The sequence below is a fragment of the Nocardioides sp. genome, assembly GCF_025964975.1.
GTDB lineage: Bacteria > Actinomycetota > Actinomycetes > Propionibacteriales > Nocardioidaceae > Nocardioides.
In genome coordinates, this window is sequence record NZ_JAOPXV010000061.1 from 1 (window position 1) to 25,587 (window position 25,587).

General features: G+C 69.0%; 22 protein-coding genes and 1 pseudogene. 14 read left to right on the forward strand and 9 right to left on the reverse strand.

Annotated features, from left to right (window positions below):
• Positions 1–275: 275 nt before the first annotated feature.
• The 5 genes from JWN68_RS04530 to JWN68_RS04550 all read right to left on the reverse strand — a co-directional run bounded on the left by JWN68_RS04530 (position 276) and on the right by JWN68_RS04550 (position 5,788).
• Complete coding sequence (locus tag JWN68_RS04530) at positions 276–1,100, reverse strand: ABC transporter permease subunit (RefSeq protein WP_297735313.1); 825 nt, start codon at positions 1,098–1,100, stop codon at positions 276–278.
• The gene (locus JWN68_RS04535; RefSeq protein WP_297735316.1) at positions 1,097–1,996 is read right to left on the reverse strand and encodes an ATP-binding cassette domain-containing protein; all 900 of its coding nucleotides are present in this window, start codon (positions 1,994–1,996) and stop codon (positions 1,097–1,099) included. The genes JWN68_RS04530 and JWN68_RS04535 overlap by 4 nt, the downstream gene beginning before the upstream one ends.
• The gene (locus tag JWN68_RS04540) at positions 1,993–2,643 is read right to left on the reverse strand and encodes a DUF2306 domain-containing protein (protein ID WP_297735319.1); all 651 of its coding nucleotides are present in this window, start codon (positions 2,641–2,643) and stop codon (positions 1,993–1,995) included. Before JWN68_RS04540 ends, JWN68_RS04535 begins: the two co-directional genes overlap by 4 nt.
• 44 nt (positions 2,644–2,687) lie before the next feature.
• Positions 2,688–2,963: a hypothetical protein gene (locus JWN68_RS04545; RefSeq protein ID WP_297735322.1), complete on the reverse strand. Its 276-nt coding sequence runs from the start codon at positions 2,961–2,963 to the stop codon at positions 2,688–2,690.
• An 89-nt stretch (positions 2,964–3,052) separates the two neighbouring features.
• Positions 3,053–5,788, reverse strand: coding sequence for a LuxR C-terminal-related transcriptional regulator (locus tag JWN68_RS04550; RefSeq protein WP_297735325.1), 2,736 nt, complete (start codon positions 5,786–5,788; stop codon positions 3,053–3,055).
• A gap of 150 nt (positions 5,789–5,938) precedes the next feature.
• Here JWN68_RS04550 and JWN68_RS04555 point away from each other — a divergent pair, with 150 nt between their 5' ends.
• From JWN68_RS04555 to JWN68_RS04575, 6 genes and pseudogenes are all read left to right on the forward strand, one after another.
• On the forward strand, positions 5,939–7,204 hold the full coding sequence (locus JWN68_RS04555; protein WP_297735328.1) for an MFS transporter: 1,266 nt from the start codon (positions 5,939–5,941) through the stop codon (positions 7,202–7,204).
• A gap of 104 nt (positions 7,205–7,308) precedes the next feature.
• On the forward strand, positions 7,309–9,486 hold the full coding sequence (locus JWN68_RS04560; protein ID WP_297735330.1) for an MMPL family transporter: 2,178 nt from the start codon (positions 7,309–7,311) through the stop codon (positions 9,484–9,486).
• A 180-nt stretch (positions 9,487–9,666) separates the two neighbouring features.
• Positions 9,667–10,986 (forward strand): DUF4386 family protein, encoded by a 1,320-nt coding sequence (locus tag JWN68_RS04565; RefSeq protein WP_297735334.1) that lies wholly within the window; start codon positions 9,667–9,669, stop codon positions 10,984–10,986.
• Between the two features lie 20 nt (positions 10,987–11,006).
• A pseudogene (locus tag JWN68_RS19225) lies at positions 11,007–11,180 on the forward strand (SDR family NAD(P)-dependent oxidoreductase); the annotation flags it as partial.
• A complete protein-coding gene (locus JWN68_RS04570; RefSeq protein ID WP_366519742.1) occupies positions 11,113–11,658 on the forward strand; it encodes an SDR family NAD(P)-dependent oxidoreductase in 546 nt (181 codons plus the stop codon). The pseudogene JWN68_RS19225 and the gene JWN68_RS04570, both read left to right, overlap by 68 nt.
• Positions 11,659–11,669: 11 nt before the next feature.
• Positions 11,670–11,864 (forward strand): hypothetical protein, encoded by a 195-nt coding sequence (locus JWN68_RS04575; protein WP_297735340.1) that lies wholly within the window; start codon positions 11,670–11,672, stop codon positions 11,862–11,864.
• On the opposite strand, the gene JWN68_RS04580 is transcribed toward JWN68_RS04575, so the two are convergent.
• A complete protein-coding gene (locus JWN68_RS04580) occupies positions 11,839–12,909 on the reverse strand; it encodes a serine hydrolase domain-containing protein (protein ID WP_297735342.1) in 1,071 nt (356 codons plus the stop codon). The genes JWN68_RS04575 and JWN68_RS04580 overlap by 26 nt on opposite strands.
• 134 nt (positions 12,910–13,043) lie before the next feature.
• On the opposite strand from JWN68_RS04580, the gene JWN68_RS04585 reads away from it, so the two are divergent.
• The 3 genes from JWN68_RS04585 (at position 13,044) to JWN68_RS04595 (ending at position 18,827) form a co-directional block, all read left to right on the forward strand.
• On the forward strand, positions 13,044–13,412 hold the full coding sequence (locus tag JWN68_RS04585; protein WP_297735345.1) for a hypothetical protein: 369 nt from the start codon (positions 13,044–13,046) through the stop codon (positions 13,410–13,412).
• Positions 13,391–16,399, forward strand: coding sequence for a BTAD domain-containing putative transcriptional regulator (locus JWN68_RS04590; RefSeq protein ID WP_297735349.1), 3,009 nt, complete (start codon positions 13,391–13,393; stop codon positions 16,397–16,399). The genes JWN68_RS04585 and JWN68_RS04590 overlap by 22 nt, the downstream gene beginning before the upstream one ends.
• Before the next feature lie 238 nt (positions 16,400–16,637).
• On the forward strand, positions 16,638–18,827 hold the full coding sequence (locus JWN68_RS04595; RefSeq protein ID WP_297735352.1) for an MMPL family transporter: 2,190 nt from the start codon (positions 16,638–16,640) through the stop codon (positions 18,825–18,827).
• Between the two features lie 73 nt (positions 18,828–18,900).
• Here the strand turns inward: JWN68_RS04595 and JWN68_RS04600 are convergent, their stop codons facing one another.
• Both JWN68_RS04600 and JWN68_RS04605 read right to left on the reverse strand, forming a co-directional pair.
• Positions 18,901–19,173, reverse strand: coding sequence for a hypothetical protein (locus JWN68_RS04600; protein WP_297735355.1), 273 nt, complete (start codon positions 19,171–19,173; stop codon positions 18,901–18,903).
• Between the two features lie 389 nt (positions 19,174–19,562).
• Complete coding sequence (locus JWN68_RS04605) at positions 19,563–20,192, reverse strand: NAD(P)-binding protein (RefSeq protein ID WP_297735359.1); 630 nt, start codon at positions 20,190–20,192, stop codon at positions 19,563–19,565.
• A gap of 221 nt (positions 20,193–20,413) precedes the next feature.
• Between JWN68_RS04605 and JWN68_RS04610 the strand changes: the two genes are divergently transcribed.
• The 4 genes from JWN68_RS04610 (at position 20,414) to JWN68_RS04625 (ending at position 23,115) form a co-directional block, all read left to right on the forward strand.
• Positions 20,414–20,677, forward strand: a complete 264-nt coding sequence (locus JWN68_RS04610; RefSeq protein WP_297735362.1) for a hypothetical protein — start codon at positions 20,414–20,416, stop codon at positions 20,675–20,677.
• A gap of 167 nt (positions 20,678–20,844) precedes the next feature.
• Positions 20,845–21,531, forward strand: coding sequence for a GAF and ANTAR domain-containing protein (locus tag JWN68_RS04615; protein ID WP_297735365.1), 687 nt, complete (start codon positions 20,845–20,847; stop codon positions 21,529–21,531).
• Between the two features lie 169 nt (positions 21,532–21,700).
• Positions 21,701–22,414, forward strand: coding sequence for an ANTAR domain-containing protein (locus JWN68_RS04620; RefSeq protein ID WP_297735368.1), 714 nt, complete (start codon positions 21,701–21,703; stop codon positions 22,412–22,414).
• The gene (locus JWN68_RS04625) at positions 22,411–23,115 is read left to right on the forward strand and encodes a GAF and ANTAR domain-containing protein (protein ID WP_297735371.1); all 705 of its coding nucleotides are present in this window, start codon (positions 22,411–22,413) and stop codon (positions 23,113–23,115) included. The genes JWN68_RS04620 and JWN68_RS04625 overlap by 4 nt, the downstream gene beginning before the upstream one ends.
• A gap of 40 nt (positions 23,116–23,155) precedes the next feature.
• Here the strand turns inward: JWN68_RS04625 and JWN68_RS04630 are convergent, their stop codons facing one another.
• Positions 23,156–24,748: a GGDEF domain-containing protein gene (locus JWN68_RS04630; RefSeq protein ID WP_297735374.1), complete on the reverse strand. Its 1,593-nt coding sequence runs from the start codon at positions 24,746–24,748 to the stop codon at positions 23,156–23,158.
• A gap of 148 nt (positions 24,749–24,896) precedes the next feature.
• On the opposite strand from JWN68_RS04630, the gene JWN68_RS04635 reads away from it, so the two are divergent.
• Positions 24,897–25,562, forward strand: coding sequence for a hypothetical protein (locus JWN68_RS04635; protein ID WP_297735376.1), 666 nt, complete (start codon positions 24,897–24,899; stop codon positions 25,560–25,562).
• Positions 25,563–25,587 lie beyond the last annotated feature (25 nt).

Below are 25,587 nucleotides of genomic sequence, written 5' to 3' on the forward strand. Positions count from 1 at the left end.
GGAACTCTTTGGGGTAGGGCTTCGTCACGGTGAACATCCTTCCAGCCCAACCCCTCGGGTTAGACCGATCAGTTGTCACCTATCCGTGCAGCAGACCCACCGACGCTGCGGCGACCCGGACCAGTACCTCCCCGGGACCAGGCGCCGGACGGGGTGTCTCAGCGGGCCGGAGGACGTCGGACGTCCCGTACCGATCCTGGACAACCGCCCGCATGGTCTGTCGTGCAACGGCCGCGGATGCCAGGTCACTCCGGACGGCGGGGCCTCGAGCCACGTCACTTCACCTCCGACCGCACGAGGGTCCACATGCCGACGACGAGCGGGAGGACGAGCCACAGGCCGCTGGTGGCGGCGAGCTGGGACCACTGCTCGGCGTCGAACGAGCCCTTCAGCAGCGCCGCGAGTTGGAAGTCCAGGTCGACCCACGGCTGCAGGTCGCGGAACCAGTCCTGCGTCAGCGCGAGCAGGCCGAGAAGCGGGGGGATGACGAACGAGAAGACGAAGAAGGCCACGATCGCGCCGGCAGAGTTGCGGATGAGCGTCCCGCACACGAAGCCCATGGCGAGGGACAGCGCGAGGGACAGCAGGACATAGGGCCCGGCTCCCAGGGACTGGTCCCACACGGTGTCGGTGCCCGAGATCGAGGAAGCCAGCACATTTCCGCCGGCCCCCACCACGAAGGCGACGACTGCTGCGGGCAGAGCAACCGCCACGAGCGCGATCGCCTTGCCGAGCATGATCCGTCCACGATCAGGGACCACGGTGAACGTGGTCAGCCCACTGCGCTGGCTCCACTCAGCGGTGACGGCGAGGGCGGCGATGATTGGAAGGATCACCGACATCGGAAAGACGATGGTCGTGGTGAAGGTGCTGTAGGTGAAGTCGTCGTCGGGAGCAAACGCGATGACCGCTCCCGAGGTGAGCACGGCGGTCAGGCCGACGCTCGCAAGGAGCCAGCGGCCCGCTCGGGTGTCGAAGGACTTCCGCAGCTCCACCGCGACGATCCGGCGCAAGGGAATGCGTGCCGGAGCCGGCGAGCTCGGGAGCGTGGGTGGCGTCAGCTCGGTAATCGGTGCCTCGGTCGTTGTCTGGGCGTTCATGCTGCTGCTCCATCTCGTTGGGTGTCTGCGGTGAGCTCGAGGAACATCTCCTCGAGCCCGGCGGTCTCAGCGGACCGGAGCTCGATGAGCGGGATCTGGGCCTCGCTGGCCAGGCGCCCCACCAGCTCGGGCTCGGCGTCGACCCGCACGACTCCGGGCGAGGTCACCGTCGAATCGAGACCCGCTGCGTTCAGCACCACCTGGAGGTCCACCGGACGGCGGGTGCGGAGGTGCGTGCCTGCGATGGCGAGCAGCTCGGCCTTGGTGCCCTGGGCGACGATGCGGCCGTTGCCGATGACGACGATGTCGTCGGCGACCACCTCGATCTCGTGGAGGAGGTGCGAGGAGAGGAGCACGGTGGCACCGCGGTCGGCGTATCCACGGAGCAGGTCCCGCATCCAGCGGATGCCGGCGGGGTCGAGGCCGTTGGCCGGCTCGTCCAGGATGAGGACGCCGGGGTCACCCAGCAGAGCGTGTGCGATGCCAAGGCGTTGCCGCATGCCCAGGGAGTAGTCACGGACGCGACGCCCCGCCTCCGAAGGCGTGAGGCTGACCAGGTCGAGCATCTCGTCGACTCGGGCGCGAGGGAGCCCCATCATCTGCTGACTGAGTTGCAGGATCTCGAGGCCGGTACGCCCGGCGTGCTGCGCGGAAGCGTCCAGGAGCACCCCGACCTCGAGTCCGGGGTTCGGCAGGTCGGCGAAGCGTCGCCCGACGACGTGGGCACTCCCCTTGGTCGGTGGTGTGAGGCCGGTGACGATCCGGAGGGTCGTGGACTTCCCGGCACCGTTCGGCCCCAGAAACCCTGTGACGCGACCTGACTGGGCGGTGAAGCTGACGTCGTCCACGGCCGTGAAGCCGCCGTACGTCTTCGTGACGGAATCAACGATGATCATCGGAGTTTCTCCTTGGATGGATGGATGGAGCGACGACCACGAGCTCGCGGCCGGCGGATGATGGACTCGGCGACAGCGAGGTTGACTGCCCAGCCGGCGGCGGTGGCGGCATCAGCCACCGCGGCGCTCGTGCCGAGCGTCGCCTCGGCGAGGCCGATGGTGACGACCTGGGTTCCGGCGCCAAGGCCGAGCGCGTAGGCGCGGATCATCCAGGCACGGTGGGCGCGGAAGTTCCGGGCGCGGACCGTCATGAGGCCCAGGACCAGGCACGTCGCCATCGCGACCGCGAAGATGACGCGAGACCAGTACAGCAACGGTCCGGTGTTGACCTCGGTCGGGTACACCAGGGTGAGCCAGAGCGCGGAGAGCGCCACGGCGAGGCCCAGCGGCACAAGCACGCGGCCGGCAGTCCGGTGCCACCTGGCATGGCGGCGACGAAGACCGGCAGAGAACTGGAAGGCGCCGAGCACCGAATAGGCCGTCGCGCTGACGATGTGCACGATCAGGGCCACGGGCATCTCGGGGTGGTGGGCGTCCTGCGGCATGTGAGTCGAGCCGGTGGACAGGTCCGTGAGCCGGACTGCGCCGGCGATGACCGGGATCAGGGACAGGGCGACCAGGGCGAGTGGCACGGGCCAGGTGGGCACCCGGCCACCGATACGCGGACTCGTGGGGGCTGTACGCGTGGCGCTCATGACTCGGCCGCCGAAGTCCGGCCGGAGCCGCCCGGGTCCTCCTGGGTGACTTCGAGCAGGATGAGTCCCAGGTCGCCGACCTTCTGGAGAAGCCCGTGCAGGGCCGCCTGGTCGCCCACCGGTCCCCGCAGTACCGTGGTGCCGTCCGGGCCGGGACTGAGGGACATGCCATCGAACCAGGTGCTCCATCGCTGCGCGAGGCGTCCCTGGACGCAGATGCGGTACCAGCCGGGGTCCGACCCGGTCGCGTCGGTTGCACGAGGTTCGTCCATGAGGCGGACGCTAGGAGCCGACGTGGTGAGCGCGGCTCACCACAGGTGGTGAGCGTCGTGGTGATCTTCCGCGATCACAGCACCCCGGGTCAGAGCAGGTCGAGCTCCTTGGCACGCAGGACGGCTGCTCTCCGGCTGGTCACGCCGAGCTTCATGTAGAGGTTCTTGGTGTGCGTCCGCACCGTGTTCAACGAGACCACGAGCTCACGGGCGATGTCCGGGCCGTTCAGCTCGGTGTCCAGGAGCCGGAGCACATCCCGTTCCCGGTTGCTCAGCGGATCGACCAGCGACTCATGACGGGGTAGAGGCAGGGCGGGGACGGACACGGTGCCCCTGCCCGTGGCCAGTGCTGACCGGAGGCGCGCGAGGTACGGCGACGACGTCCGCCGTCCGGCAGCTGCAAGCAAGGTCGCCATCGGGGCACCTTCGTCGACGAAGGTGCGGACGTAGCCTTCCGGCTCTGCCAGGTGGAGGGCCGCCCCCAACGCCGTCAGCGCTGGCTCGTCGTCTCCCAGCCGCTGGAGGGCGAGGGCACGGGTCAGCTGGATCTCGACGACTGATCCCGCTCGGTGTCCGTCCGTCGCAGCGCTGAGCAGCCGGTCCAGAAAGCGCACCACCCGCGCCAGGTCGGTGCTGGCTACCCCTCGTTCGTGCTGCGCGAGGAGCACCCTGGCCAAGGTGACGTGCTCGAACTCCCGCAGGTAGAGCAGCGGGTCATCGAGGGAGACGCCAACCTGCTTGATCCAGCCGAGAGCCGCGTCGAGGTGGCCGTGGCGTGCCCAGGTCCTGGCGCGGATCGCCGGGACGGGTCTGACCGCGGGCAGGAAGTCCCCGGTGTAGAGCCGCTCCGCCTCGTCCAACAGGTCAATCGCGACCTCGATGTCCCCCTCCGCCTCGCGGACGGCGGCCATGACGACGCGCCAGCGGTAGGCGTCCTGCGGCAACCCGGCGTGTTCGCCCAGCTCTCGGCTCACGGAGAGCTCCCGGCGCGCAGCGGGGAGGTCATCTTGTTCGTGGTAGCGGGCCGCCAGTCCCACGTGCATGTCTGCCCGGCCCCGCAGCACGGGCGTGTGGTGTCCGTCGGCGAGCTCGAGGGCGGCCCGGTAGGTGCGGACAGCTGCGCTCAGCCTGCCCTGGACGACCTCGAGGTCGCCCAGGGCGACGGAGCAACCCAGGACGTCCGAGACGTGGCCCACCAGCTCGAACTCGCCCAGGCACTCGGCGTAGGAGTCGTGCCCGGTGGTCACGTCCCCGGTTGACCAGGCCGCGAGACCGAGGAGAGCCAGTGCGGCCCCTCTGGTCAGGTGGTCGTCGGGCCCCGCGAGGTCGAGCGCGCGGTGGGCGTGCTGGGTCGTCTGCTCCGGCTCGCCACGAATCAGGGCGATACCAGCCCGGTGGACAGCGACGTCGCCAGGCAGACGTGCGTACTCATCGCGGTCGACGATCTGCCCGCCGGGCGGGGCCGAGGCGTGTCCCCCGAGGTCCAGCCACTCCTGCGTCGCGTCAAGGAGCTCCTCGACTCCGCCGAACTCCCCCGTTGACATCCGGGCCCCGGCCAACGCATGGCACAGCACCGGCCGCGCCCGCAAGACGTCGGTCGGCAGGGCTTCGAGCCACCCACGGAAGGTAGTCTCTCGGCGGTCGCGCCGCAACGCCGGCAGGACGGTCTCGATGAGCTCGGCCGCACGGACGAATTGCGCACCGAGCAGGAAGTGCCGGATCGCCTCGGCGATGTCTCCTTGGTGTTCGTGCCAGGTCGCGGCGTGCGCGTGCAGCTCCCCCAGGAGGTCGGGCTGCTCGTCGAGGAGCCGGCCTCGAAGGACGTCGGCGAACAGGTGGTGATAGCGGTACCAGTGCCGTTGGTCGTCCATCGGGACCACGAAGAGGTTGTCTCTCTCCAGCGTCTCGAGCATGACGCGGCCGCCGTCCTGACCTGTGACCGCATTGCACAAGGACCCGTTCATCCGGTCGAGGACGGAGGTCCGCAACAGGAAGTCCTGGACATCCGCCGGAAGACGTTGCAGCACCTCCTCGACGAGGTAGTCGACGACGTACCGGTCGTCGCCCGCGAACCCGGCGATGAAGGCGGACGCGTCTTGACGTCCGGCCATCGACAGCGCGGCGAGCTGGAGCGCGGCTATCCAGCCCTCGGTCCGTCCCTCCAGCGCGTGCACGTCGCTGGGTCGCAGCTCAAGTCCCATGACGCCGTTGAGGTAGGTTGCCGCCTCCTCGGCCGTGAAGCGGAGGTCAGCGGCGCGCACTTCCACCAGGTCGCCGCTCGCACGCAGCCGTGGCAGGGGCAACGGCGGGTCGCTCCTGGTCGCCATCACCAGGTGCAAGCCGACGGGAAGATGGGCGAGAAGGAACGCGACGCCCTCGTGGACAGCGGGTGATTCGATGACGTGGTAGTCGTCGAGCACCAGGATCGTGTCGCCATCGGCCTTCCCCAGCTCGTTGACCAGGACCGTCAGGAACACCTCGACCGAGGGGGTCTGCCGGTCCTCGAGGAGGGTGAGTGCGTGCTCCCCCGCGCTCGGGAGCGCCGTCTGAAGCGCTGCGACCACATAGCGCCAGAACCGGGTCGGGTCGTTGTCCGCGGGGTCCAGGGCGAGCCAGGCGCCCCGCCCGGGCGCACCACCGGTCAGGTCCGTGGGGGCCAACCAGTCGGCCAGCAGGGTCGTCTTGCCGAAGCCTGCCGGCGCCGAGACGAGCATCAGCTTGGCAGCAAGGCCCCGGTCGAGCCGGTCGTGCAACCGCGGACGCGCAACGCGACCAGGTCGCGGGGACGGCCGGAAGAACTTGGTCTCGATCAGTGCGTGTGACATCCCGGCCCATCCTCCTCCTCCGGCGCCCATACCGACCCGTTGGTCCAGACACATCGACCCAGCCACTGCCCCGTGCGTCTCAACGGGCCTACTGTCGACATCCAGGCGTCACGGTCGTCGGGCAGCCAGCCGGACGCGGAGGAGAACGACATGCGTCGTACGACCGCGTCGGGCGGCAACCGAGGTCAGGCGCTGCCCGCGCCCGTCGGAGTGCGGTTCGTGGCCACCTACGCGCTGGCGGTCATGAGCGTTGCCCTGATACTGATCGCCCCACTGCTCGTCACGCTCGCTCTGAAGATCAGGTCGCTGGTCGGGGCGGACCAGGCCCCGGAGAGCCTGGCACTGGTCACGGGCGTCGGCGGCCTGCTTGCCCTGGTGGCCGGACCGATCTTCGGCAGACTGAGCGATCGCACATCCTCTCGCTCCGGCATGCGCCGTCCCTGGCTCATCGGCGGGCTCCTCGGCGGAGTCATCGGAATCACTGTGGTCGCCGTGGCACCCAGCCTCGTCGTCGTCCTGGTCGGGTGGTGTCTCGCCCAGCTGTTCTTCAACGCCCTGCAGGCCGCGCTGGTCGCCGTCCTGCCCGATCAGGTACCAGCAACCCAGCGAGGCACCGTCTCGGGGGTCCTGGGAATCACCGTCCCCGTCGCCGCCGTCCTGGGCACCTTCCTCGTCCAGCTCTTCACCGGGCACATGACTGCCATGTTCCTGGCCCCGTGCGCCATCGGGGCCGCCCTCGTGCTGCTGTTCGTCGTCCTGCTCGACGACCGCCGGCTCAGCGAGGAGGACGCGAGGCCGTGGTCGGTGTCGGACGTGGTCACGGCCTTCCACCTGGACCCCAGGCGACACCCTGACTTCGCGTGGGCCCTGGCGGGGCGCTTCCTCTTCGTGTGCGCCTTCGCCTTGCTCACCACCTACCAGGCCTACTACCTCCTCGACAGGATCGGCAGTGCGGAGGCCGACGTCCCTGCCCAGGTGTTCCGCGCGACCCTCGTCCAGTCTGCCGTCCTGGTGGTCGCGTCCCTGGTAGGCGGCCGGTTGTCGGACCGGATCGGGAGGCGCAAGGTATTCGTGGTCACCGCGGCAGTGACGTACGGCGCAGCGCTGTTCGTCGTGGCCATGGCAGACACCTTCGGCGGGTTCCTGGTCGGCATGGCCGTCAGCGGACTCGGGTTCGGCGCCTACATGGCCGTCGATGTCGCGTTGGTGGCCGATGTCCTACCCGACGCCGCCGACTCGGCCCGGGACCTCGCCATCTTCAACATGGCCAACGCCCTGCCCTTCGCGCTCGCGCCTGCCGTGGCGCCAGTCATCCTTGCGGTGAGCGGCGACAGCTACGGCGTGCTCTACGCCGTCGCTGGAGCATGTGCTCTGCTCGCTGCAGCGGCCGTCGTCCCCATCCGAGGCGTCCGCTGAAGGTTCACCACGTGCTTCACCACGTGTGGTGATCCGCGCTCACCATGTTGCTCCCTAGTTTCCGGGTCACGGCACCACCGACCCGACTCCAGAAGGGCACGATCATGCACAAGCTCATCCGAGGCATCGCCTCCGCAAGCGCGCGACACCCGTGGCGCACCGTCACGAGCTGGTTGGCCGTCGTGGGGGCCGTCTTCTTCCTGGCGGGGGCCGCCGGGGGCACGTTCGTCGACGACTTCTCCGCGCCCGGCAGCCAGAGCGCCACTGCCCTCGAGCTGCTCGACGAGAGCTTCCCGGAGGCAGCCCAGGGTACGGCGTTGGTCGTGCTCGCCCCTCGCGACGGGTCCGCGCTCGACGAACATCGAGACGCCGTTGCCGACGTCCTGGACGAAGTTGCCACCTTCGCGCACGTCGCGTCGATCGAGGATCCCTTCGCCGCCGGCACCATCTCCGACGACGGCCGGATCGGGTTCGCCGTACTCACCCTGGACGCCCCGGAGCGCGAGATCGGCAAGCCCGCCTTCGGGGTCCTGTCCGAGGCAGTCGCCGGGGTCGAGGCACCGGCCGAGCTGCAGGTCGAGCTGGGTGGGGACGCTGTCTTCCTCAACGCTGCAGACGAGAGCTTCGCCCACGTGGGGATCGGGATGCTGGTCGCCCTCCTGGTCCTGCTCGTCGTGTTCGGCACCGTCGTCGCCGCGGTCGTGCCCATCGGCCTGTCCGTGATCGCCGTCGGGGCATCCATCGGCGGCATCGTCCTGATGGCAGGTGGCATGGACGTCTCGGAGTCGGCCATCGCCGTGGCCGGCCTCGTCGGGCTCGGAGTGGGCGTGGACTACGCACTCTTCGTCGTGGCGCGCTACCGCGAGAACCGATCAGCAGGTCAGGAGAACTCCCGGGCCCTCGACAACGCCATGGGGACGTCGGGAACTGCGGTCGTCTTCGCAGGCGGCACCGTGGTGATCGCGACGACCGCTCTGGCCATCACCGGGCTCGGCATCCTCACCTCGATCGGCCTGGCCACCGCACTGATGGTATTCAGCGCCGTCGCCGCCGCCGTGACGCTGCTCCCCGCTCTGCTCAGCCTGCTGGGGGACCGGATCGACTCCGGTCGCGTGGTCCGCCGCCACCGTCCCGTCACCCGCACCGAGGACAACCGCTGGTGGCGGTTCGGGCACCACGTGTCCCGTCGCCCGTGGCCCTACCTCCTGGGTGCCACCGCCGCCCTCCTGGCGGTCGCCAGCCCGGCACTGTGGATGCAGACCTCCTTCCCGGCCGCCGGCGATGCCCCTGCCCAAACGACCCACCGCCAGGCGTACGACCTCCTCACCGAGGGTTTCGGGATCGGCTTCAACGCTCCCCTGACCGTCGTGGTCGACCTCACCTCGACGAGCGCGGGCAGCCGCGACGTGGCGACTGTGGCGCGGGACATCACCTCCGTCACTGGCATCACCTCCGTAGGTGAGCCCCTGAGCTCGACCGATGGCGAGACGGCGGTCTTCACCGCCCTCCCGACCACGGGTCCCGCTGCCGCCGAGACGTCCGCCACCATCGACCGGGTCCGGTCGACGATCCCGCACAACGCCTACGTCACTGGCATCACGGCGGTCACCGACGACCTCAACACCCAGATCACCAAGACGATGCCGCTCTTCCTCGGCGCCGTGATCGGAGTGTCGTTCCTCCTCCTGATGCTGGTGTTCCGGTCGATCGCTGTCCCACTCAAGGCGGCCGCGATGAATGTGCTCTCCATCGGAGCCGCGTACGGCGTCCTGGTGGCCGTCTTCCAGTGGGGCTGGGGCGCCGAGCTGCTCGGGCTGGAAGGACCGACCCCCATCACCTCGATCATCATCGTGATCATGTTCCCGATCCTGTTCGGGCTCTCCATGGACTACGAGGTGTTCCTGCTCTCGCGCATCCGGGAGGAGTACGCCGCCACCGGCGACAACGCCGAGTCCGTGGCGAGGGGACTTGCCAGCACCGGGCGGATCATCACCTCCGCTGCGCTGATCATGATGGCGGTCTTCCTCAGCTTCGTCGCCAGCCCAGTGCCGTCCCTGAAGATGTTGGGCCTGGGTCTGGCGACCGCGATCCTCATCGACGCCACCTTGGTGCGGATGGTCCTCGTGCCGGCAACCATGTCGCTGCTCGGCGACGCCAACTGGTGGCTGCCCCGCTGGCTCGACCGCATCCTCCCGGTCATCGACATGGAGCACGAAGACGATGCCGACACCGACCCGGCAGACGAGAACCGCTCCACCGTCGAGGAGTTGGTTGCCGGCTGACCGTCCCGCAGCACCACGCCGGCCTCGCGGTCCTGCCGCGGGGCCGGCGTTGGCTTGCCAGGCAGCAAACACCTCGGGCTGACTCCCGCACCGGCTGCCGTCAGCCGGTCGTCAGCACCTCGGCGCAGGGTCGTGCCATCAGGCCAACCGTCGACCGCCCAACCCGAGGGAGATCAGATCGTGACCACCACACCCGCCCACCTGCATGCACGTGCAATCGGCACCCGCCCGCCCCGGTCCCCCGGCACGTCTGCCCCGCGGCGTACGCGCGTCATCGCCCGCTGGCTGACGTCCTTCCTCGGCTTCCCGATCGGCGGGTACGCCGCCTTCCTGGCCCTGGGTCCCATGGACTCGACGGCTTCCGCTCTCGCTGGTGGAGCCGTCGCCGGCGCGGGGCTGGGACTCGCCCAGGCATGGGCGTTCGGATCCTCCCGGCCGAGTCCCGTCGCCTGGGTGCTCGCCACCGCTGCAGGACTGGCCGCCGGCGCAGCCGTCGGCGCCACGATGACCGACTACGCCACCGACGTCGCGTCGTTGGTGGTCTTCGGCGCAGTGACAGGCGCGATGGTCGGAGTCGCCCAAGGAGTGGTGCTCGTGAGGCACCTCGGAGCTGCCGCACTGCTGTGGCCCCTCCTTCTTACGGGCGCGTGGGCGCTCGGTTGGCGGGTGTCGGAGGCCGTCATCGGCAGCTCCGTCGACCAGCACTTCTACATCTTCGGGGCCAGCGGTGCCCTCGTCGTCGCAGCGCTGACGTCGCCGGTCGCGCTCCTGCTCAGCCGGCCGACCGTCGTGAGATCCACCCACGCGCGGATCGCCGCGGTGTCCCTCGCGCTCGCATCCCTGCTGGCCATCGCCGGGTTCACCGTCCTCGGCATCGTCTTCCAGTACCCGCAGATCCTCGAGGAACCCACTGGTGACGTGCTTGAGCTGTTCCGCGCCAACCAGACCGCCGTCACGTCGTGGTTCCTGGTCCTCGTCGTCAGTGCTGCGCTGATGGCGCCCGCCGGCATCGCCCTGGGTCGTCTCGTGGGCGGGCCGCTGGGACGGTGGATCGCCGTCGTCGGGATGGGGGCGGCGACGGTCCAGGTCGTCGGCCTGCAGCGCTGGGTCACGCTCGTCCCCGGCATCGCCAAGGACGCGCTCAACCCTGCTGCGCGAGGGGACGCAGAGGAACGATTCGAGCTGTGGCACCTGGTTCTCGGCAAGATCGTCGGGGAAACGATCGGCTACGCGCTGACCGCCATCTTCACCGTGCTCGTCGTGCATGCTCTCCGCGGGACCGTTCTCCCCCGCTGGGCCGCCATCATCGGCTACACCGCCGCGGCGCTCATCGCGACCGGCATCGCCGTACCCCTCGTGCCGGCAGCGAGCCTCACCAACTTCGCCGGGTACGTCGCCTGGTGCGCCTGGCTGCTCCTCGTCAGCTGGCTGCTCCTGCGACGGACCGCGCCGCAGCAGGCTCCCGTCACCGACGACCACAACCGCCGGACCTCGGCATGAGGGACGAGCCCACCTTGCCGATGACGGGCCGGACCGTGCTCATCACCGGTGGCACGGGTGGCATTGGCAAGGCCACCGCCCTTCGACTCACGGGCACGGGGCCGTCGGTGTCCATCATCGGTCGCGATCCCGGCCGCACGGCGACCACCGCCCACGAGATTCACGCGCAAGCAGGCGCCGGCCAGCACGTGCACGCCTTCACCGCCGACCTCTCGTCACAAGTCAGAGGTGCGGAGGGTGGCGGCGGAGGTGCTGGCGGCCCTTCCTCGTATCGAGGTGCTCATCAACAACGTGGGCGGCTACTGGAACACCCGCCACACGAGCGTCGATGGCATCGAGCACACCTTCGCCGTCAGCCACATGGCGCCCTACCTGCTGACGAACCTCCTTGTCGAGCGCCTCGTGGCAACAGGGTCGGCACGGATCGTGAACGTCGCCTCCAACGCGCAAGCCCTCGGGCGCATCGACTTCGACGACCTTCAGGGCGAGCGTGGGTATTCAGGAGCTCGCGCCTACCACCAGTCCAAGCTCGCCAACGTGCTGTTCACCTACGAGCTCGCGAGGCGACTGGCAACCAGGCGAGTGAGGGCAACGCCCTGCACCCGGGAGTGGTCAGTACCGGATTCGGAGCGACGGATCCCGGACGCGTCCCACGGTTTCTCGTCCCGGTAGCGCGACCCTTCATGCCATCACCATCGAGGGGCGCGGACACCTCGGTCCTCCTGGCGTCCGACCCGAGCCTCGACGGGGTCACCGGGCGCTACTTCGCCCGTGGGAAGCTGAAGAAGTCCTCCCCGCGCAGCTACGACCAGTCGGTTGCGCGCCGTCTCTGGCAGACCGGTGAGCAGCTCCTCAAGTCGGGCCCCGTAGGGAGGTGATGGCGTCCCACACGAGCTCAGCACGGTCATGGCCACCCAGTTGTCGGGTCAGATAGGCGGCGCCGTAGCCCGCAGTCGGGTCGGCCCAGGCGGAGCACCCACCCGCACCACCCATTCCGAGCTCCAGTCCGCCCTCATCGCTGATCTGGAGACCCAGCGTCCATGTGACGTGCCGGTTCAGGACGAGGTCATGGCCGGTGACGGCGGGTTCCACGTACGCACGCCACAGGTCGTGCCCGAGGCGGTCGGCGACCCGACCGCCATCTCGGATCATGTCGTCGTAGAAGAAGGCCAAGGAACGCGCCGTCGCGTGCAGGCTCACCGCAGGGAACGGGGTGCCCCGGAAGCGGTCGGAGTTCAACACCTCCGGCTCGAGCATTCCTCGTGGCCGCCCCAGCGCCGGCCCCCATCGGGCGTCACCCAGGTAACCCGACGCCCACGTCCCGTCGAGGTCGACCACGGTGGCGACCCGAGACAGGTCGTGCTCCCCCACCGCCAGGTGCAGGTCCCAACCGCCCGCCCGAGCGATCCGGGCAAACCGGTCGGACAGCGGCTCACCGGTGGTTCGACGCACGACCTCGTCGAGCAGGTGGCCGTACGTCAGGGCGTGCTCAGCCACACCGGCACCCGGCGGATGGACCGGCGTGGCTCGGGCCAGCAGCTCGACGAGCGCCTCCCTGTCGCCGTACTCGATCTCGAGTGCCGCCTCCGGAAAGACTGGGAGCCCGGCTTGGTGGGAGAGCAGGTGTCGCATGGTGGTGTGTTGCTTGCCGGCCCGCGCGAAGGCGGGCCAGACCGAGGCGACCGTCTGATCGAGCTGCAGGTGTCCTTCCGCCACAGCATCCAGGAACGCAAGTGCGGCAAAGGGCTTCGCGACCGAGAACGTCATCACCAGCGTGTCGGACGTCCACGGGGCAGCGCCGTCGGTCGTACCGACCGCGTGCTCGACCTCCAGCACGCCGCCCCGCACCACCGCCACTGCACCTCCTGCCTCCCGACCGGAGACGGCGAGGGCATCGAGCACCTCGGACGGGTGGGCGGTCATGCCGCACCACGATAGGCCTCACCCGAGACTGACCTCCATGTACTCAGTTGAAGGCGAGGCGAATGCAGACCTTCGCGAGATCAAGCCTTCGGTAGCGGTCGCCCGGCGATCCAAGCTGCCAGCACATTGTCGGGATGCTCGGAGAGGTGGTCCCTGACGAGGACGTGAAGCAGGTCGCCATTGCCGCGCAGGTGCGCTTCGGCAAGAGCCACGAGCTGCCGATCACGAGTCGTGGTCGCGTGATGGAGAGCCCGGACGAGAAGGCCGAGGTCACCGGCAAGGAGCGCGGCGGCCACGAGAAGGGGTGTCGACGTGGACTGCGCCGCGAGCCCGAGGATTTCTGCGGGCGCGTCAGGATGGTCGCCGATCAGGCGGCGGAGAAGGGCGGCGTTGTCGTCCGGCACACATGCACTGTGGACCGCCACCCTGACGCATCGCTGACGCTCGCGCAGAGAGCGCGTGCGTGCCCTACTCTCGAAGGGTGCTCACGGTCGCCGTGCTAGGCGTGGTCGAGGCTCGCAGCAATGGTGATCGGCTCTCGGTGCCGGCAGGCAAGACCACCGAGCTGCTCGTCCGGCTCGCCCTGGAAGCGGGCTCCAGCGTGCGCGTGGACGCCCTGCTCGAGGACCTGTGGCCCCACGGCACGGGTCGCAACACCTTGCAATCGAAGGTGTCACAGCTACGTCGCGCGCTCGGCAGCAAGGACTTCGTCGCGGCCGAGAACGACACCTACAGGCTCGCTGTCGACCCCAGCGGCGTAGACGCCCTCTACGTGACACACCTCGCGGCCACAGCATCCGCAGCGCGCCGTGCTGGCGACGCCACGACAGCACTCGAGAGGGCCAAGGAAGCGTTGGCTCTGTTCCGTGGCGAGATGGGCATCGACGACGGCGACTGGGCTGCGCCCCATCGTGCCCGTCTCGAGGAGGTCCGACTGGGCCTCCTCGAAGACGTGATGGCCGCCCGTGTCGACCTCGGCGCCGGCGGCGAGCTCGTCGCGGAGCTGGAGACGTTGGTGACCCAGCACCCGCTCCGCGAGCGTCTGTGGGGCTCACTCATGACGGCGTTGTACCGCGGCGGCAGACAGTCCGACGCGCTCGCGGCGTACGCACGGGTGCGAAAGCTGCTGGTCGACGAGCTCGGTGTCGAACCGGCCCCGGCTCTTCGCACGCTTGAACGCGAGCTCCTCCTCCAAAGTGCCGTCGTCGGGGGCGATCCTGCCCCGAACCCGGTCGCGGTGCCGAGCAACCTGCCACGGAGCCGGACCGCCCTCGTGGGGCGAGTCCGCGAATGTGCCAGCTTGCGGGATCTTGTCGCTGCACATCGATTCGTCAACGTCGTTGGGCCCGCGGGGGTCGGCAAGACCAGGCTCATGCTCGAGACCGCGAGCCACACGCAGCCACCCGGAGGCGTCTGGTTGGTTCGACTGGAAGCCGTCGACGGCTCCGCCGACTTGGAGCAGGTCGTCGCTGAGACGCTGCACGTCGCCGGACGGATGCAGCTGCGGGAGCGACTCCTGGGCGCACAAACCCTTCTCCTGCTCGACAACTGCGAGCACCTCGTCACCAACGCCAGCGCTCTGGTGGCTCAGTTCCTCTGGGATCTGCCCGGTCTTTCCATCTGTGCGACGAGCCAAGTACCCCTCGGCCTCGACGACGAGCTGGTCTTCCACCTCGAACCACTCTCCCAACCCGACTCCGTGCAACTGTTCTGGGCCCGCGCTCGACAGATGCGGCGCCAACTGGTCGTAGACATCGATTCCACGGCTCTGGTCGAAGAGGTGTGTCAGTCCCTCGACGGCCTGCCGCTGGCCATTGAGCTCGCTGCTGCCCGAGTACGCTCGTTGTCCATCGAGGACATCGCGAGGCGCCTCGATGATCGGTTCGCGCTGCTCCAGGACCCCAGCGGCAACCGTCCCGAACGCCGACGTGCCCTCGCCGGTGCCATCGGCTGGAGCTACGACCTGCTGTTCCCCGACGACCAACGAGGTTTGTGGGCCTTGTCCTGCTTCGCCGGAAGCGCTTGCTTGGGCGCCGTTGAACACGTCCTGGGCGCGCTTGACGTCCCGAAGGATGCGGTGGTGGACACCCTGACGCGCCTCGTCGACCGGTCCCTCGTCACCGTGGACGGCTCCGATGACGGCCGTGTCCGCTACCGGCTGCTCGACAGCATTCGTGCCTATGCCAGTGAGCGGCTCGCCGACTCACAGCTGACCGAGACTGTCCATCGCGCCCACGCTGTCTGGTACGCGCAGAGGGCCGACTGGTGCGCAGAGAACATCCGCAGCGCCAACCAACCAACGTGCTTGACCATCGCCCGTACAGAACGAGCGAATGTGCACTCAGCACTCTCCTGGAGCAGGACGAACGATCCGGACCTCGGCGTGCGCATCGCACTCGGATTCGGCTGGACATGGGTAGTCCTGGGCGACGGTCCCGCCGCCGCCGCCAGGGTCCGCAGCACCCTGTCCTCCACCACCCCTCCCCTACACACGGTGTCGGCACACCTGGTTGCCAGCTGGCTCGAAGCATCGGCAGGCAACGTCGCGCTCGCTCAACAGGACCTGGATACCGCTGCCAGCATCGCGGGCCAACTGACCACCGCAGAGTTCAAGGCAGACGTGGCACGTCATCGCGCCTTCGTCTTCCTCCAGCAGGGTCTCGCCCACGAGGCACTGGCCTGCTCAGTCGCCAGCCTCGCGACGTACCGCGACTTGGACCTGCAATGGGAGACGGCCGCCAGCCTCATTCTGGCGGCCTACGGAGAGCTCATGATCGGTGACACCGCGGCCGCCGCACGCGACGGCGCGGAGGCAGCCAGGATCTTGACCCAACTGGGTGACTCGTGGGGTTTGGTGCATGCCAAAGCGATGCTCGGCGGGATCGCCCAGGTCGAACGTCGCTTCGAGGATGCGATCGACGCCCTTGGAGGTGCGGCGAAGGAGTCCGCCGCTCTCGGCTTCGTCGGACAGGCCGGGCTGCACCTGGGGTCCCTGGCCCGCGTGCAGCAACGGGCGGGACACACGGCGGACGCGACTGCCACCTTTGCCCAGGCCATCACAGCAGCAACCGCCAGCGGAGACGGCCGCATGGTTGCCGCCGCCAAGCTGAACCTTGCACGCCTGATGAGAAGTACCGGTAACGGACCGGCAGCCGTGCCCTACCTACGCGAGAACCTGGACTGGTACGCCGGCGCAGGAGGTGGAGACGGCGCGTTGCTCTCACGTTGCGTGCTCGCCGCGGAGACCGACGATGAGACATCGCTCGAAGTCGTCCTGAAGCTCGCGCGGTCCGAGAAGCACGACCTGGTGGCTGTCCTTGCTCTTGACGGGCTCGCGCGATTGCAGGCAGAGGCCGGCGATCCGGCGAACGCAACAGTCCTGTTGGCCGAGGCAGACGCTCTCTACCCAGCTGTTGCCCACCTGCTTGATGACGCAGACCGGCCGGACCGTGCCGCTGTGCTGGCGACGACGGGCAAACCACACGCCTGACCTCGTCGGGGCGCGGGCCGCGCTGGCGAGGGCTGCTCTCCGTCAGCGCGTCGTCAGCGCCCCAGACCACAGTGAGTCCACGCCCACCGACAGCACGCATCAACGACGCCTGGTGGACCGATTGCACCGCCCCCGGAAGCCACCAGAGCAGGACAGAGGAACGCCCATGTCACTCCAACACGTACAAGATCGCGACCACCGAGTTGCATCTCCACCAAGACCGTCCGTCACCCAAAGAATGGCCCGTGCCGCAGCGCTACGCCCCTGGCGGATCGTCGGGGCATGGGGCCTGATTCTGATTGCCTCCTTGGTGGTCATCGCGACGCTGTCCGGGTCCGCCTTCAGCTCTGACGGCAGCCTGACCACGAACCCCGACTCGGCCAGGGCCGGACAGCTGATCGCCGACAACTTCGATCAGGGCGACCGCATCGACGAAGCAGTGATCATCCACTCCACGGAGTTCGCTGCTGGCACTGCACGGTTCAAGGCGTTCGTCGCCGACGTGCGAGCCTCAATCGAAAGCACCGGCGCCACCCGGACGGTGAGAGACCCCTACTCTCCCGACCAGATGGCCATCTCCGAGGATGGGCGCGCGGTGGCGGTGACCTTGGTCCTGGCCCACGACTCGGGCGCAGGCATTGCGGAGGTGCTGGACGAGGTCGCCAACGCGGACGCCGCTGCCGGCTTCGACGTCGACATCACCGGCTCCAACACTCTCGACCACGACTTCAGCGAGCTCTCGGAGTCCGACCTCACTAACGGAGAACTGAAGTTCGGGTTGCCCGCGGCCATGATCGTCCTGCTCCTGGTCTTTGGAGCCTTCGTGGCCGCGTTCATCCCGATGAGCATCGCCATCGGCTCCATCATCGTCACCGTCGCGATCTCCTCGGTGCTGGGACAGTTCACCTCTCTGTCCTTCTTCATCGTGAACATGATCACCGCGATGGGTCTCGCTCTGGGCATCGACTACAGCCTCTTCGTCCTGTCTCGATACCGCGAGGAGCGGCAGGCTGGCCGCGACAAGATCGACGCGATCGTCGCCACCGGAGGCACGAGTGGCAAGGCCGTCTTGTTCTCCGGCAGTTCTTTCGTCGTAGCCCTGCTCGGCCTGCTCCTGGTCCCGGACACCATCCTGCGCAGCCTCTCCCTCGGCGCCATCATCGTCGGCCTCGTCACCATGGCCGCAGCACTCACGTTGTTGCCAGCACTCCTGTCACTTCTCGGTGACCGCGTCAACGCCCTTCGGTTGCCCCTCGTGGGACGTGACCATCCCGCCGAGAGCCCCTTCTGGACCAAGGCGGTTGGGGTTGTGGTTCGCCGCCCCGCTGTCGCACTGACCCTCGGCGTCCTGATCCTGCTCGCGGCGGCCTACCCGGTGCTCGGCCTGCGCACCGGCACGTCAGGCGTCGAGTCGCTCCCGGACTCCACGCACTCCAAGGCGGGGGCCATAGCGCTCGAGCGGAGCTTCCCGGGCACGGCAACGACCGACCCCGCCCAGGTGGTCATCACCGGGGACATCGCGTCCGATGCGGTGTCCGACGCCATGTCACGCCTGGAAGCATCGGTCGCCGACGACCGAGACTTCGGACCTGTCGAGCAGCAGATCTCCGCAAGCGGTCAGGTAGCCCTCGTCAGCATCCCGCTGGTGGGCAACCCAGACAATGAGCAGGCGCGGCGCGGGCTCGAGCGGCTGCGCACGGAGCTAATCCCGCAATCGTTCGACGGGACCAACACCACGGTGCTCGTCGGAGGCGCCACGGCCTCGAACGTCGACTACTCCGATGTCATCAACGACTGGATGCCGATCGTGCTTGCCTTCGTGTTGGGACTCAGCTTCCTGCTGCTCACCCTGGTTTTTCGCTCAGTGGTGCTCTCCGCGAGCGCGGTCGTGTTCAACCTGCTCTCGGTAGGCGCTGCCTATGGGCTGCTGGTCCTCGTCTTCCAGCACGGCATAGGAGCAGACCTGCTGGGGTTCCAGCAGGTCGAACGTGTCGAGGCCTGGGTGCCCATCTTCCTGTTCTCGGTGCTGTTCGCGCTCTCGATGGACTACCACGTGTTCCTTCTGAGCCGCATCAGGGAGCGGTACGCACAAACTGGCGAGACCGTGGGTGCCATCGTCCACGGCATCGCCGCCACGGGGCGCATCATCACCGGGGCCGCGTTGATCATCGTCGTCGTCTTTGCCGGATTCGCCGCCGGACAGCTGGTGATGTTCCAGCAGATGGGCTTCGGAGTCGCAGTGGCCCTGCTCGTGGACGCCACTTTGATCCGCATGGTCGTCGTACCGGCCGCGATGACGCTGCTGGGCCGCTGGAACTGGTATCTGCCGAGCTGGTTGAGCTGGATGCCTGAGCTGCACGTCGAAGGCGATCCTGAACCGTCATCTCCCACCTCGGGCGATGTCGAGCTGGCGCCTGCGCCCGTCTGACTCCTACCCACGCCGCGTGCCGATCGTCGAGCCGCCCAGCAGTCGGACCTCCGACTGCTGGGCGGCTCACCGCTCACGTTGCAGTGCTCATGGCCGCGACGAACTCGTCCCTGGACGGTCCTTCCGGGAATCTCGGTGTCCAGCCCTGCCGGATGAGTTCGCGCACCTTCTCGCGAGCGCCGTGGAGGGAGCCGGGCGGCGCCAGCATGGCGAAGTAGCCGCCGACCTCGGCCATCAGCTCCGGGTGCTCGAGCACGGCCTCGGACACCAGGTCGCTCGAGATGAAGGCGTCCGGGTCCGGACGCTCCCCCGCCCAGCGGCGGTGCAGTGACTCGTCGACCGTCACGTGGTCTTCCCACCACGGGCACACGTGCCTCCGACCAAGCGCTCATCTCGTCGTGCCAGACCACCGGGTCGTCGCTGGCGTCGACCACGTCGGCGAGCTTGAGGGCACCTTCCGCCCCGAGCGACCCACCCCGGCCGCCGCTGGGGTTCGTGGTCGCCAGCGCGTCGCCCAGCGCGACCAGGCCAGGCAGCTGGCGCTGGCCAGCGTAGAGGTTCGTGAGGTTGCCACCGGTGCGCACCGGACCGATCGGCTCGGAACGATCCGCCTCTACCCACGTCGACAAACCGGGGATCGCCGCGGTCGCGGCCGCGAACGCCGACGCGGCGCGCAGCATACCCAGCCCCTTGTCAACGGAGGGGCGGATGATCAGCGCGGAGAACGTCCGGTTGTCATGAAGGAAGACGATCGGTTGGTAGCCGCGGTGGAAGGCGATCACGCCCACAGGGGAGTTGACCGGCCCGGGTGCAGCGCCCGGTCGCAGCCGGAAGAGCTGCGAGGTGTAGTCCATGCCGCAGGTGCCGCCCTCGGGCGCTCCGCGATGCGGCCGGCTCAGCTTGCTGGCTCGTCCGCCGGCACCGACGACCAGCCGCGGGGTGTGCCGTGCCGTCGATGACCACGCCCGCAGCCGGTCCCGTTTCGACGATCACGTGCTCCACGTGCCCCATGACCCGGGTGACGCCCGCCTCTTCTTGCACAGCCTCCCAGAGCAGGCGCTCCAGGATCTCGCGCCGGCACAGCAGCAGGGAGGCCGCGTCCGGCACCACGGGCCTGGTGACCGACAGGGCGCCCTCCTGCTCCGCTGCGGCCAGCACGTCGGGAAGGTGGCGCGCGAGCACCGTGCGGGCGGGAGCGCGCCAGGTATGGGGCTGGTGGAACTGCATCACGCCGTGCCGATCCCACGGCTCCCCGGCCACCGGTCCCGGGTCGCGGTCGATCGCGACAACTTCGTGCCCGCGGCGAGCCAGGAGCAGCGCGCCGACGGACCCGGCTATGCCTGTTCCCGCGATCGCGACGCGCACGTCAACAAGGTAGGCCCATTCGGAGCATCCGGCGACCTGCGTTGGACCACCTCACGAGTCACGGGTGGGCAGCGGGGGCTCGAGCATCGCCGGAGTCGTCCGCGACGGGCAGGTCGCAGCCAAGTTCCGGGCCGAGGACCCGGTCGTCGTGGCGAAGGCACTGTTCGGGATGATCGATGGACTGGCCCTGTCCCACGCGACCACGCATCGAGAGGACTCCTGTGAACCGTCTCGCCCTCGTCCGCCGTCCGAGCCCACGCCTGGCCGAGGGCCTGGTGACCCACATCGAACGGGTGCCGGTTGACGTCGACCTGGCTCTGCGGCAGTGGGACGCCTATGTGGCCGCCTTGCACGCGGAGGGCTGGGAGACCGTCGAGGTCCCATCGGCACCCGAGTGCCCGGACCTCGAAGCATCGGCTTCGCAGGCCGGACTCCACGTCTGCGACTACGCCCGACAGCTCGTGGACCGAGGCTTCGCGCGCTGAATGGCGGGGCTCCGATACGGGCTGAATCGGGGGACTCGTGGAGTGTAGGGTTGAACCTGAGTCATCGGCTGCTTAAGCAACGGGCCGCCGTGGCGGGTCTGCAGCGCATCGAATCAACGAGCGTTTCTCTGCGTTCCTGTCACCTTGCCCAGCACCGTAGGACACGTATGAACACGCGCTCCGACATCGGCATGGCCATTGCCGCAGCCGCCCGGACGATGCACCAGCCCCGAACCCTGGACGAGACCTTGCAGACCATCGCCGAGGTCGCCCGGGAGTCCATCCCAGGGTTCGACCACGTCGGCATCTCCGAGGTGCACCAGGACGGCAAGGTCGAGACCAGGGCCGCAGCGGGCGATCTGGTGCTCCGCCTGGACGAGCTCCAGCATTCGCTCGCCCAGGGGCCCTGCGTCGACAGCCTGCACGAGAGCAACGTCGTGGTGGCGCCAAGGATCCGGCACGACCCGCGGTGGCCGAAGTACGTGCCTCGTGCCGTCCAGCTCGGCCTCAAGTCGCAACTGGCAGTCAAGCTTTACCTCAACAGCGAAGGAACGCTCGGCGGCCTCAACCTGTACTCCACGGTCTCGGAGGAGCTCCACCCCGAGGCGGAGATGCTCGCCGACGTGTTTGCCGCGCACGCCGCCATCGCCCTGGACCACGCCCACGAACGCCGGTCGCTCAACGAGGCCCTCAACACGCGCAAGGTCATCGGGCAGGCCATCGGCCTCCTGATGGAGCGGTTCCAGATGAACGAGGATCGCGCCTTCGCCTTCCTGGTCCGCGCCTCGTCCCACTCGAACCTCAAGCTCCGTGACATTGCCCAGGAACTCGTGGACGAGGGCAACGTCAAGTAGGTAGGAGCACCGGAGGAGGTGCTCGCCTTGCTCCCGGTCGTGAGAAACTCAATCAAGCACGCGCCACAAGGCCCCCTTCCGTGCGCTGCGCTCCGGAGGACTCCCATGGATACAGACACCGCCATCGGTCGCGCCGACGTCCGCCTCGCGAGGGTCTAGGCGCGGCTCGATGAACGTCTCCCCCGACCTGCTGAGCGAGTTCACGCGCACCTTGTCCGCCCAGACCAGTGACGAGCTGCCGCAACGGTTGTGCGGTGCCTTCGCGCAGGTCGTGGGCGCCGACGGGGCGGCGATCACGGTCGGCAGCACCCCGAGCGCGCGGAGCCTGCTGGCCGTGACCGGTCGGGACGCCGAGGAGCTCGAGGACCTCCAGGACATGATCGGCGAGGGACCCAGTCTTCGGGCCATGACGGGTGAGGGTCCTGCGGTCCTCGACGCTCACGCGGCGGACACGATCACGGTGTGGCCAGGGCTGATGAAGGCCCTTCTCGACCACACGACGTGGCGTCCGCCGCCAGCGCTCTACGCCTTCCCGATGCGGCCGCAAAAGTCGGTGCTCGGGGTGCTGACCGCTCACCAGCACGACAGCTCCGGCCTCAAGGTCGGGCTGGAACAGGCGCAGTTCCTCGCCAACGCCATCGGCGTGGCGGTACTGGGTGACTTCGGGTCCGGCAGCGCGACGAACGAACGATGGCTCGCCCGCGACCGCGTCTCCCAGGCGACCGGCATGGTGGTGGCCCAGCTCGGATTGTCTCCAGAGGACGCTCTGGCGGTGCTACGCGCGCATGCTTACGCCCATGACGCGGCACTGTCACAGGTGAGCAGCCGCGTCGTCGACCGATCACTACGATTCGCCGCCCCCCTTGAGGAAGGACCGTCATGACCCACCGCACGAGCGAACAAGCCTTTGCCGCGGCCGCCTCGGGAATGGTCCATGCACGACCCGTGGGGGACATCTTGTCCAGGCTGGTCAAGGACTGCGTCGAGGTGACGGGCGCCGGTGCCGTCGCCATCCTGGTGCTCGACGAGCACGAGCGCCTCGGGCTCCTCGCCTCTTCCTTGGCCGCCGCCACCCATCTGGAGCTGCTGCAGGCCCAGGACACCCAAGGACCCTGTGTCGACGTCATCAGCTCCGGCAGGCACCAGTCGGCGACCGGGTCCGACGAGATGGTCCGCAGGTGGAGCAGCGTCGGAGCCGCCATCAGCGAGGCCGGATTCACCGCCGTCGATGCCTACCCCATGTCGTGGCGTGGACGCGTCCTAGGAGGACTCAACGTCTTCCAGGACGGCCCTCGACCGGACGACGACGGGACTGGCCTCGTCTGCCAGGCCTTCGCCGACGTGGCCACCATCGTGCTCCTCCACTCCACCGACATCCCTGCGGACGAGATGACGGACCGGGTGCACCGCGCGACGGCTGCGCGCGACCTCGTCGAACAGGCGAAGGGCGTGCTGAGCGAGCTGCACTCCCTCGACATCGAGCAGGCGGCGCTCCGGCTCGAGGAGCTCGCGGCGTCCCAGCAGATCACCACGGCAGACGCGGCGCAGAGCGTCGTCGACCAGGCACGGACCCGGCGGGGCTGACCGCGCGATCGCAGATGCCCTGGCTGGCCGAGGTCGACCTCTAGGCGACGTGGTGCTGGTTGCGTCCAGCGCGCTTGGCAACGTACATCGCGTCATCGGCGCGGACGACGATCGCCCGCACCTCGCGGGCGAGGCCCGACGCCCCGCCGATGCTGACGGTAGGAAGTTGCTGCGGGGCGTCGCGCACCGCGGCCAGGATGCGTCGCGCCGCCCGCTCAGCGTCGTCGGTCGCTGCGCCTGGCAGCAGCACCGCGAACTCGTCACCACCCACACGAGCGACGAGGTCGTTCTCCCGCGAGTTCGCGGCGATTGCCTGTGCCACCCCTTGCAGCATGGCGTCCCCCGCGGCGTGACCCAAGGTGTCGTTGACCCCCTTGAAGTCGTCCAGGTCGATGAAGAGCACGCCGACCTGCCCACCGGGCTCCTCGGCGCCCGCCATGCCTTCGAGGTGCCGGTCGAACGCGCGACGGTTCGCCACCCCGGTGAGCGCGTCGGTGTCCGCGTCGCGGGTCACCTGCTCGTGCTCCGCCTGCAGCTGGGCGAAGGCTCGCATCGTCCGAGCCGAGACGAGGGTGCGCTGGCGCTGGCGCCAGGATTCGGCGGCGAGGGCGTTTCCGTACTCCAGGGCCGCCTCGGACGCCTTCGAGGTGCGTGCCAGGAGCAGGCTGTAGGTGTGCGCGAGCGAGAGGTACGTCGGGGAGGCGCGATCCTTCGCGGGGACCTGGGCCAGCGCCTCCTCGATGACGGCCAGGGACTCCTCGTGCCTCCCCTCCCGCAACAGGGCGACGGCCAGGAACGGGACCGCCAGCACGTGTTCGTGGGCGTCGCCGAGCTCGCGCACCCCGGGAAGCAGCCGCTCTATGTCGTCGACCGCGCCGCCCGGGTCGGCACCGTCGGCGCGCGCGGCGGCTTCGAACAGCAGGCACGGCTCCCGCCAAGCAGCCACCGCCGGTAGAAGGGCTGCACCGCTGAGTCTCTCCGCGCCGGCAGCCGCGTGCCCGTGGGCACAGGCACTGTGCTCCTCGGCCTCAGCGTCGAGGCCGACCCGATAGAGCTCGAGGCACCACAGGAGGTGCAAGGTGGCCAGGTTGAGCAACCACATGCTGGGGCCAGCGTCCTCCGGGCCGGATTCCGCCAGGCTGATCTGGTAGGCGGCCTCATAGTGCGGCACGGCGAGCTCGTAGAGCCGCAGGGGCACGTAGCCGTTCGCGATCGCCACGTGGGCGGTGCTGGCGACATACCCGACGTCAGTGCTGAGCTCCAGGGCCGCCTCGGCCGCCGCCAGGTCGACCAGCACCGCCTCGACGTCATAGCGGGCCTGGTCCTGGTCGCCGCGAAGAAGCTTTAGCTCGCCCCGGACAGCGAGGGCGCACGCGCGCCAGCCCAGCGCGTTGTCCCTCTCCGCCGCGCGGAGCATGTCCTCGGCCGCGGCCAGCGCCGCGATGACGTCATCCTCGATCAGTGCCACCACGCGAGGAAAGTGCATGGCCGCGGGGCCGCCCTCATGGGTGCCCGCCCCGAGCTCTCGCAACCGCGCCTCCGCCGTGCGAAGGACCTCGGCGGCCTGGCCGACCTGGGCGCGCTGCACGAGGTGCTTGACCTCCCGAAGCAGGGCGTCGTCCTGGGCGTCCACACCTCATTCTCACCCGCGTGGCGCTCGCTCGTGCGACTTTCAAGTACTTCGGCCCACCCGGCTGCGCGATCGTCGAGACGAGAGCAGCATCGATCCGTCGAGCCAGCCCGCTCTTGACTGATTCGAACACCTGTTCGATGATGGGGAGATGTCCTCCAGCCGCTCGGTCTCCACCCTCGACCCGGGGCGTTCGGTCATCGAGCAGCTGCGCGAACGGGTGGCGGCGATGGAGCAACGACCGGCCCTCCAGCCTGTTTCGACCCTACCCGGCCTGGCCAGTCTCGTCCCCCTGCACGCTGGTGCGACCTACGCCGTCGACACCGCCTCGCTGGCCATGGCGTTGGCCGCAGGAGCCTCGCAGGCTGGGGAATGGGTCGGGTTCGCAGGATGCGCCGACTTCGGGGCAGAGGCCGCCGCGGAGCTGGGGATCGAGTTGTCACGCACGGTGCTGGTGCCCGACCCCGGCGAACACTGGCTGGAGGTGACGGCGGCACTGGTCGACGTGCTCCGGGTCGTGGTCCTCCGACCGCCTGCCTCCGTCGACGAGCGGACGGCAGCGATCCTCGACTCGCGACTGCGGACGCGCTCCTCGGTCCTCGTGGTCCACGGCGACTGGCCCCGGGTCGAGGCGAGGCTGAGCGTCGAGGACTCCCGCTGGACCGGTCCGACGGCAGGAGCCGGGCAGCTGACGGAGCGGCGCGCGCGTCTCGTCGTACGCCGCGGGACACGGCCGCCCCAGCGCGCGGACCTGACCTGGCCCGGTGTGCACCTCGTCGACCGACCGGTGCGCGAGATCCGCCGGGCGTCCGGATGAGGGTCATGGTGGTGTGGTGCGCCGA

What these genes read in the sequence shown, in the direction of transcription:
- JWN68_RS04530 (WP_297735313.1), bottom strand. Translation starts at nt 1,100, where the DNA reads ATGAACGCCCAGACAACGACCGAGGCACCGATTACCGAGCTGACGCCA.
- JWN68_RS04535 (WP_297735316.1), bottom strand. Translation starts at nt 1,996, where the DNA reads ATGATCATCGTTGATTCCGTCACGAAGACGTACGGCGGCTTCACGGCC.
- JWN68_RS04545 (WP_297735322.1), bottom strand. Translation starts at nt 2,963, where the DNA reads ATGGACGAACCTCGTGCAACCGACGCGACCGGGTCGGACCCCGGCTGG.
- JWN68_RS04550 (WP_297735325.1), bottom strand. Translation starts at nt 5,788, where the DNA reads ATGTCACACGCACTGATCGAGACCAAGTTCTTCCGGCCGTCCCCGCGA.
- JWN68_RS04555 (WP_297735328.1), top strand. Translation starts at nt 5,939, where the DNA reads ATGCGTCGTACGACCGCGTCGGGCGGCAACCGAGGTCAGGCGCTGCCC.
- JWN68_RS04560 (WP_297735330.1), top strand. Translation starts at nt 7,309, where the DNA reads ATGCACAAGCTCATCCGAGGCATCGCCTCCGCAAGCGCGCGACACCCG.
- JWN68_RS04575 (WP_297735340.1), top strand. Translation starts at nt 11,670, where the DNA reads ATGCCATCACCATCGAGGGGCGCGGACACCTCGGTCCTCCTGGCGTCC.
- JWN68_RS04580 (WP_297735342.1), bottom strand. Translation starts at nt 12,909, where the DNA reads ATGACCGCCCACCCGTCCGAGGTGCTCGATGCCCTCGCCGTCTCCGGT.
- JWN68_RS04585 (WP_297735345.1), top strand. Translation starts at nt 13,044, where the DNA reads ATGCTCGGAGAGGTGGTCCCTGACGAGGACGTGAAGCAGGTCGCCATT.
- JWN68_RS04595 (WP_297735352.1), top strand. Translation starts at nt 16,638, where the DNA reads ATGGCCCGTGCCGCAGCGCTACGCCCCTGGCGGATCGTCGGGGCATGG.
- JWN68_RS04615 (WP_297735365.1), top strand. Translation starts at nt 20,845, where the DNA reads ATGAACACGCGCTCCGACATCGGCATGGCCATTGCCGCAGCCGCCCGG.
- JWN68_RS04620 (WP_297735368.1), top strand. Translation starts at nt 21,701, where the DNA reads ATGAACGTCTCCCCCGACCTGCTGAGCGAGTTCACGCGCACCTTGTCC.
- JWN68_RS04625 (WP_297735371.1), top strand. Translation starts at nt 22,411, where the DNA reads ATGACCCACCGCACGAGCGAACAAGCCTTTGCCGCGGCCGCCTCGGGA.
- JWN68_RS04635 (WP_297735376.1), top strand. Translation starts at nt 24,897, where the DNA reads ATGTCCTCCAGCCGCTCGGTCTCCACCCTCGACCCGGGGCGTTCGGTC.